This is a genomic window from Paenibacillus sp. 01L418 (assembly GCF_056400045.1).
The window spans coordinates 1-5,888 of record NZ_JBFTSN010000397.1; the positions used below are offsets into that span (position 1 = coordinate 1).

A 5,888-nucleotide genomic window follows, 5' to 3' on the forward strand; every position below is an offset into this window, starting at 1 on the left:
AATCTAATCTGTACCATGCGAGGAAGTGCTGAAGAAGCTGGCGGCTTACCCTCAGGTTACTATAACCCCATTGAAGCTTCTGGCAGAGACGCTTATCGACCGAGGGATGAATGAGCTGGTGATCAGGTACAAACAGCCTTATCTACGAGCCTACCAATACCGTCATGATCAATTGGAAGTTCTCATGTTGTTCAATGAGAATCCAGATCAGCCGATTGAGACTAGCATTACGCTCCCAGGCTCTGGTGTATGGCTTCGTTATGACGCATTCACTAACAAGGTGGATCGCGTAGGGGCAGGAGAAAACTATCAGCTTGATTTGCGACTGAGCGCTTATGAATCACTAATTTTGCTTCGTGTACCGGTTGGAGAAGAGGGGAATCTACCGGCACCAATAGGCCAGTGGCAGCGTGCTCCACTTGGGACAGATTTGAGCCTGTATGCCAGTGCGGATCGTGCTTTATCCAGACGTATGATTGAGCCTTTCCAGTGGAGCATTTCCCTGGCTACAGCCAAAGAATATCCAACGTTCACACCTTGGGGGACCATGAAGGAGCTGCGTAATATGAGCTCACGCGACCTGTTGCCGAGATTTTCTGGCACGATGAAGTATGAGTGTGTTGTAACTGGTGAATTAACTGGTGAAATAACTGACCCGATATGGCTGGATCTAGGGCAGGTTTATGAGACTGCACAGGTGTGGGTTAATGGTCAGGATGTGGGTGTGAAGCTGTGTGCGCCTTATGTATGGAATATCGCTCGCTATTGGAAGCAAGGAGAGAATGAATTGACTATTGAGGTGACCAATACACTAGCGAAGAATCAGCAGGACTGGTTCTCCAAGTTCGTCCAGCAGGAGCCCTCTGGCTTGCTGGGTCCAGTTAGCATTATTGGTTCATCTGCGATCAGCCAGGGAAGCGGGGAGTAATATGGAACAAACCTATCGGCCCCGCCGGAAGAGCAGTGTGCGAAAGTACTACGTACTGCTGCTCATGATGATACCGGGGCTAGTCTACTTGCTCATCAACAATTATTTGCCGATGTTCGGGTTAATGATCGCCTTCAAGGATTACAATTTTGCGAAGGGGCTACTCGGTAGTGACTGGGTTGGCCTGAAAAATTTTGAGTATTTATTCAAAACGCAGGATGCGTATATCATTACACGCAACACGATATTGTACAATTTTTGTTTCATCATCTTAAATACTGCTTTTGCACTGGGAATTGCAATCGCACTGAATGAAATTCGCAGCCGCTTTATGTCGCGGTTTTACCAGAGTGTATTACTGTTGCCCCATTTGATATCGATGGTTATCGTAAGTTATTTGGCCTATTCCCTGCTCAGCATGGAGACTGGATTTATTAACAAAACCATTCTTTCCAGTCTGGGGATAGAGGGTATTTCATGGTATAGCGAATCGCAATATTGGCCATTCATTCTGACGATTATCAGCTTATGGAAAGGCGCCGGTTTCTTATGCGTCATCTATCTGGCTGCGATCATCGGGATTGATCCGGAATATTATGAGGCAGCAAAACTAGACGGGGCTTCCAAATGGCAGCAAATTCGCTATATTACTCTCCCATTATTGTATCCGATTATCATCATGATGACCTTGCTTGCTATAGGCAAAATTTTCTATTCTGATTTCGGTCTATTTTACCAAGTTCCACTCGGCTCTGGGGCACTGAATGATACGACACAGGTTATCGATACCTATGTATACAGGGCGCTTATGAATTTAGGCGATATTGGAATGTCTTCGGCAGCGGGGCTATATCAGTCCGTAGTCGGCTTTATACTGGTACTGTTATCGAATTACGCGGTGCGCAAATTCAACAAGGACAGCGCATTGTTCTAAGGCGTGGGACTGGAGTGTAGAAGCATGAAAACGATCAACAAGGGAATATGGCTTCATCTTCCGATGATGGCCCTGGCGGTGGCCTGCGTGCTGCCGTTCCTGCTGCTTGTAATCTCATCGATCTCCGATGAGAGCTCAATTCTGCGACAGGGATATACTTTCTTTCCGGATCAATTGGGATTGGGCGCTTATAACTATCTCTGGAATCACTCGGAGCAGCTCGCCCGTGCTTATGGGATCACGGTGTTTATTACAGTCTTCGGCACGGCAGCAAGTCTGCTGATGACCTCGATGCTTGCTTACCCGATGTCCAGACAGGGAGTTCCTTTACGTAACGGAATTGCATTTTTTGTATTTTTCACGCTGCTATTCAACGGCGGACTTACACCAACCTACTTGGTCTATGTCCAATACTTCGATATTAAAAACACCATTATGGCCTTGATCGTACCAGGCTTGCTCATGAATGGCTTTAATGTGCTCCTAATGCGGACATTCTTCATGACGACGATCCCCCCGGCACTTATCGAGGCGGCGCAAATCGACGGATCAGGAGAATTCAAAATATTCTGGAAAATAATTGTGCCGCTATCGATGCCGATCGTAGCTACAGTAGGTTTGATTCAGACGATCATTTATTGGAACGATTGGTTTAATGGGATGATTTACGTGACCGATTCGCGGCTGTTCAGCGTACAGAACATATTGAATCGAATGCTAACCGACATCCAGTTTCTGACGGAGAGCAAGTTCAGTGCTCAGCTAGGTGAGGCTGGAGCTAACTTGCCGAGTACGACGGTGAAGATGGCGATTGCTGTAATCGGTTTTCTGCCGATTATGGTGATGTATCCCTTCTTCCAAAAGTATCTTATCAAGGGGATTACGATTGGTGCAGTGAAGGGGTAAGGGTGTGTAGGGGTAAGGTGGATGAATAAATGGAACAAGTGAAAATAAAGGAATGGCTTCCTCTCATGACAGTGGAGGAGAAGGCGAGTATGTGCTGAGGTAAAGAGCAAAAATATAAAAGTAACAGCTGCCGTTAGACATAGAAAGAAACTATATAAAATGATAGAGTATTTGATATTTTTATTCCAACGTCTTTTTTTTTCATTTTTTTTGTTGTCGCTAGTTATAACCTTCATGAATAAGAGGGAAGAAGCTTAAGTTAATGAACTTATCCATAAACATATATTAGAGTTAGCAAATCATAATGAATTAGAAAAAAATAGCGAGTAGACCTTATTGGTTTACTCGCTATTTTCGTTTATAAGCTATCTCGTTGTTTATTTTTTTAATTAAAGTGCTAAAATTCAAAAATGGTAAAATCAATCGTTTTTGATTCTCCAGCAGGCTAGTGTAATTTTAATGCCAAAGATGCCTTGCTGTTATTGAGGGCGAGACTGAAGTGGAAGAAACTTATTAATAATATGGTTGTTTTAATGGCCAACTTGATGATGACGAAGTATCTAAGTGAATCCGATATTTCTGCAGTTGAATCCCTGAGTGGGAAAGAAGCAATCACGTTTGTTGAGTCTACTCTATTAATATTACTGCCTGCGAAGGAAGAACAGCTTCTTTTAGAAAGTCGAGACCGGAGTAAATGAAGTATTCAAACCAGTGATTTTACCGCAAATTTATTGGCTATGCTTCGCGGCATAATTGTCGAGTTTTTGCAGGAACGAGCCGATTTTCCTTTCTGATGCAAGCGCCCATTGCAACCAGCTTGTAGTTAAAGGAAACCTCTCAAAAGGAGATAGCACCAAGTACGTAGTGTACGGAAACCGTAACCAGACTTGAATAAGTTCATAATCGGTTTTACTCAGTTTCGCTACCTTGCGGTAACCTGTCAGAATAGCTTTAGCAATCGCGAAATTCCAATTGTAATCTTTGCACGAATTATAGATGACTCGAAACAGGTCGTAGGCGCGCAAATCGACGTGCAGCGTTTCGAAGTCGATAAGATATGTTCCTTTTTTATTTAGAATAAAATTGCTGGGCCCTCCATCGCCGTGTGATAGTACTCCGTTTTGGCGTGGACTACGGCAATAAGCTCGATATCCGCTGCTTCGCAGCAGAGCTCCCGCTTGGCTCGAATAATGCAAAATTTCCGAGCGGTGCTGTTGTACAAAGCGGTTAATCGGAGGACTGAAACCATTTCTAATCGCCTTGGTAATCTTTTTTTGTAGATTCCGTTGCCGATAACGAAGAGTAGAGTGCCATGATCCGATCCTGCTATGAGCGATTTTACCTTTAAGTCCGGTACGTCCAGCCAAATGAAATTGTGCTAAGGCGACGCCGCATGCATGCATATCGCTTAAAGAACGGGGAGAAGGCTCTCTCCCTGAGATCCATGGTGTAAGTACGTAAGGCTCTCCTTTTTGCGAGATTACATAAAGCCTTCGTCCTTCTGGCATTTGTGGATTGCGCCATGCAAGAAGTGGTCCGCTATTTTGGACACGTCGCAGTACTCGGTCGGTCCACTGTAAACGCGCAAGCTGCTTTGGCATTCGTTTCAAGCTGAATATTTTCCCGCTAGGTGTTACAACCCGATAAACTCCTTTCCGAATTTTCTTTATTCTGCTTGCCTTTATTCCAAATCGTTCTGCGATTCTAGAAATCGGTTGCTCACTCAAGGCGAATTCACCTTCCTCAGTTTCATATATAGTGATTTGTAGCGGCGAGCGATTGAAGGCCATCTATAACGAGCGGCAGTCGAATGGGCGTTGGTCAGACGCTGCTTTTTCTTCTCCGGATTTTTCCACAGCGCTGCAATTGCATCGGCGATAGTGGAGCTATCAACGGAATGAATAACTTGGGCATTCCGTGTGTTCACAAATTCCTTTAGCCCGCCAGATAATGTCGATACAAGTGGTACGCCGTTTGCCATCGCTTCGAGCGCGACAAGGCAGAACGACTCTTTTTTGCTCGGAACAACAACGGCCCCATAAGTAGCGTACATCCGCTGTACCGCATCGTTCGGTTTCTTTTTAATCCAATGAATGCGTTCAGCAATGCCATATCGCTTTGCGAGGGCTTGTAGACTATTTTGATAAGCCACTGAGCCGCTTCCAACGATTGTTAAACTAACATTCTTGTGATTGTGGTATAACAAAGCAACAGCTTTGATTAAGGGGTTAATGCCTTTCGAAGGAAGAAGTCTTCCGACATAGAGCAATTTGGTAGGAGAACCTTTAGTTTGCTTCGACTTGGCTTTCACACCGTTAGGAATGACGGTTATACTGCCTTGTTTACGTGGATTCAGCCGTTTGATTTCATTTGCTTGCCACCTGCTCGGAACGACGATCCGTTTCGCGGTGAGAAACAGTTTGGCTTGGTTTTTTCCTGATGATGAAGTGATTCCTTTTGAAGCCATTGAATGGCATGTATAAATGATAGGAATACGGTACAAGCTTCTTGCTGCCAAAGCAACTGCGGCGAAATCCGTACTATGAACATGAATGAGGTCTGGTTTGCCGAAGCCCATGGCTACTGCAGCCCGCAGAACGGTACTAGCTTTGAACGCTCGAGTGTAATGACTAAAGTAACGTAAGTTTTTGGGAATCCTAACGATTCGCAGTCTGCCGTTAGGGTTCGAAAACGAAAGTTGCTTAGAGTCACTGGAGCATAACACCATAACTTCTACATCGAGCTTGCTCAGCATTTTAGTCAAATTGGTTGCGACAATACCGAGTCCCCCAACAATATTTGGATGAAATTCATTTGTCATGACCCATACTTTAAGTTTCCTTCTACTTTTCATTTGAGTACTCCTTTCACATTAATTTTTATAAAACGAGCCCAAAGAATGGACTTAGTTATTAATGATATTATATGAGTTAACGAATGTAGATTACGCAATTAATAGACTTTGTTGTTGTTGAGGAAGCAGATTGTTTCTTCACGTTTTTCGTCGCGTTCTCTCATCTTGTCTCTCATTGCGACTGTGGACGTTGCAACCACAAGCGATGATGTCCTATAAATGAAAAGCACAAAAATCGTACCTAGGTTATTGCGTGTTTTTTATTT

At 44.1% G+C, this 5,888-nt stretch carries 5 protein-coding genes; 3 read left to right on the forward strand and 2 right to left on the reverse strand.

The window, feature by feature from the left end; translation table 11 throughout:
* The first annotated feature begins 118 nt into the window (after positions 1 to 118).
* The 3 genes from AC1DSE_RS28655 to AC1DSE_RS28665 are packed head-to-tail and all read left to right on the forward strand — an operon-like array spanning position 119 to position 2,768.
* On the forward strand, positions 119 to 928 hold the full coding sequence (locus AC1DSE_RS28655; protein WP_477528588.1) for a glycosylhydrolase-like jelly roll fold domain-containing protein: 810 nt from the start codon (positions 119 to 121) through the stop codon (positions 926 to 928).
* Between the two features lies 1 nt (position 929).
* Complete coding sequence (locus tag AC1DSE_RS28660) at positions 930 to 1,862, forward strand: ABC transporter permease (RefSeq protein WP_477509800.1); 933 nt, start codon at positions 930 to 932, stop codon at positions 1,860 to 1,862.
* 24 nt (positions 1,863 to 1,886) lie between these two features.
* Complete coding sequence (locus AC1DSE_RS28665; protein WP_477509799.1) at positions 1,887 to 2,768, forward strand: carbohydrate ABC transporter permease; 882 nt, start codon at positions 1,887 to 1,889, stop codon at positions 2,766 to 2,768.
* A gap of 728 nt (positions 2,769 to 3,496) precedes the next feature.
* Here the strand turns inward: AC1DSE_RS28665 and AC1DSE_RS28670 are convergent.
* Together AC1DSE_RS28670 and AC1DSE_RS28675 are read right to left on the reverse strand one after the other, a co-directional pair.
* Positions 3,497 to 4,495, reverse strand: coding sequence for a phosphotransferase (locus AC1DSE_RS28670; protein ID WP_477509798.1), 999 nt, complete (start codon positions 4,493 to 4,495; stop codon positions 3,497 to 3,499).
* Positions 4,492 to 5,622: a glycosyltransferase family 4 protein gene (locus AC1DSE_RS28675; protein ID WP_477509797.1), complete on the reverse strand. Its 1,131-nt coding sequence runs from the start codon at positions 5,620 to 5,622 to the stop codon at positions 4,492 to 4,494. The genes AC1DSE_RS28670 and AC1DSE_RS28675 overlap by 4 nt, the downstream gene beginning before the upstream one ends.
* Positions 5,623 to 5,888 lie beyond the last annotated feature (266 nt).

Bases quoted from the DNA above. Each gene is read 5' to 3' on its own strand.
- AC1DSE_RS28660 (WP_477509800.1), top strand. From the start codon at position 930: ATGGAACAAACCTATCGGCCCCGCCGGAAGAGCAGTGTGCGAAAGTAC.
- AC1DSE_RS28675 (WP_477509797.1), bottom strand. From the start codon at position 5,622: ATGAAAAGTAGAAGGAAACTTAAAGTATGGGTCATGACAAATGAATTT.
- AC1DSE_RS28665 (WP_477509799.1), top strand. From the start codon at position 1,887: ATGAAAACGATCAACAAGGGAATATGGCTTCATCTTCCGATGATGGCC.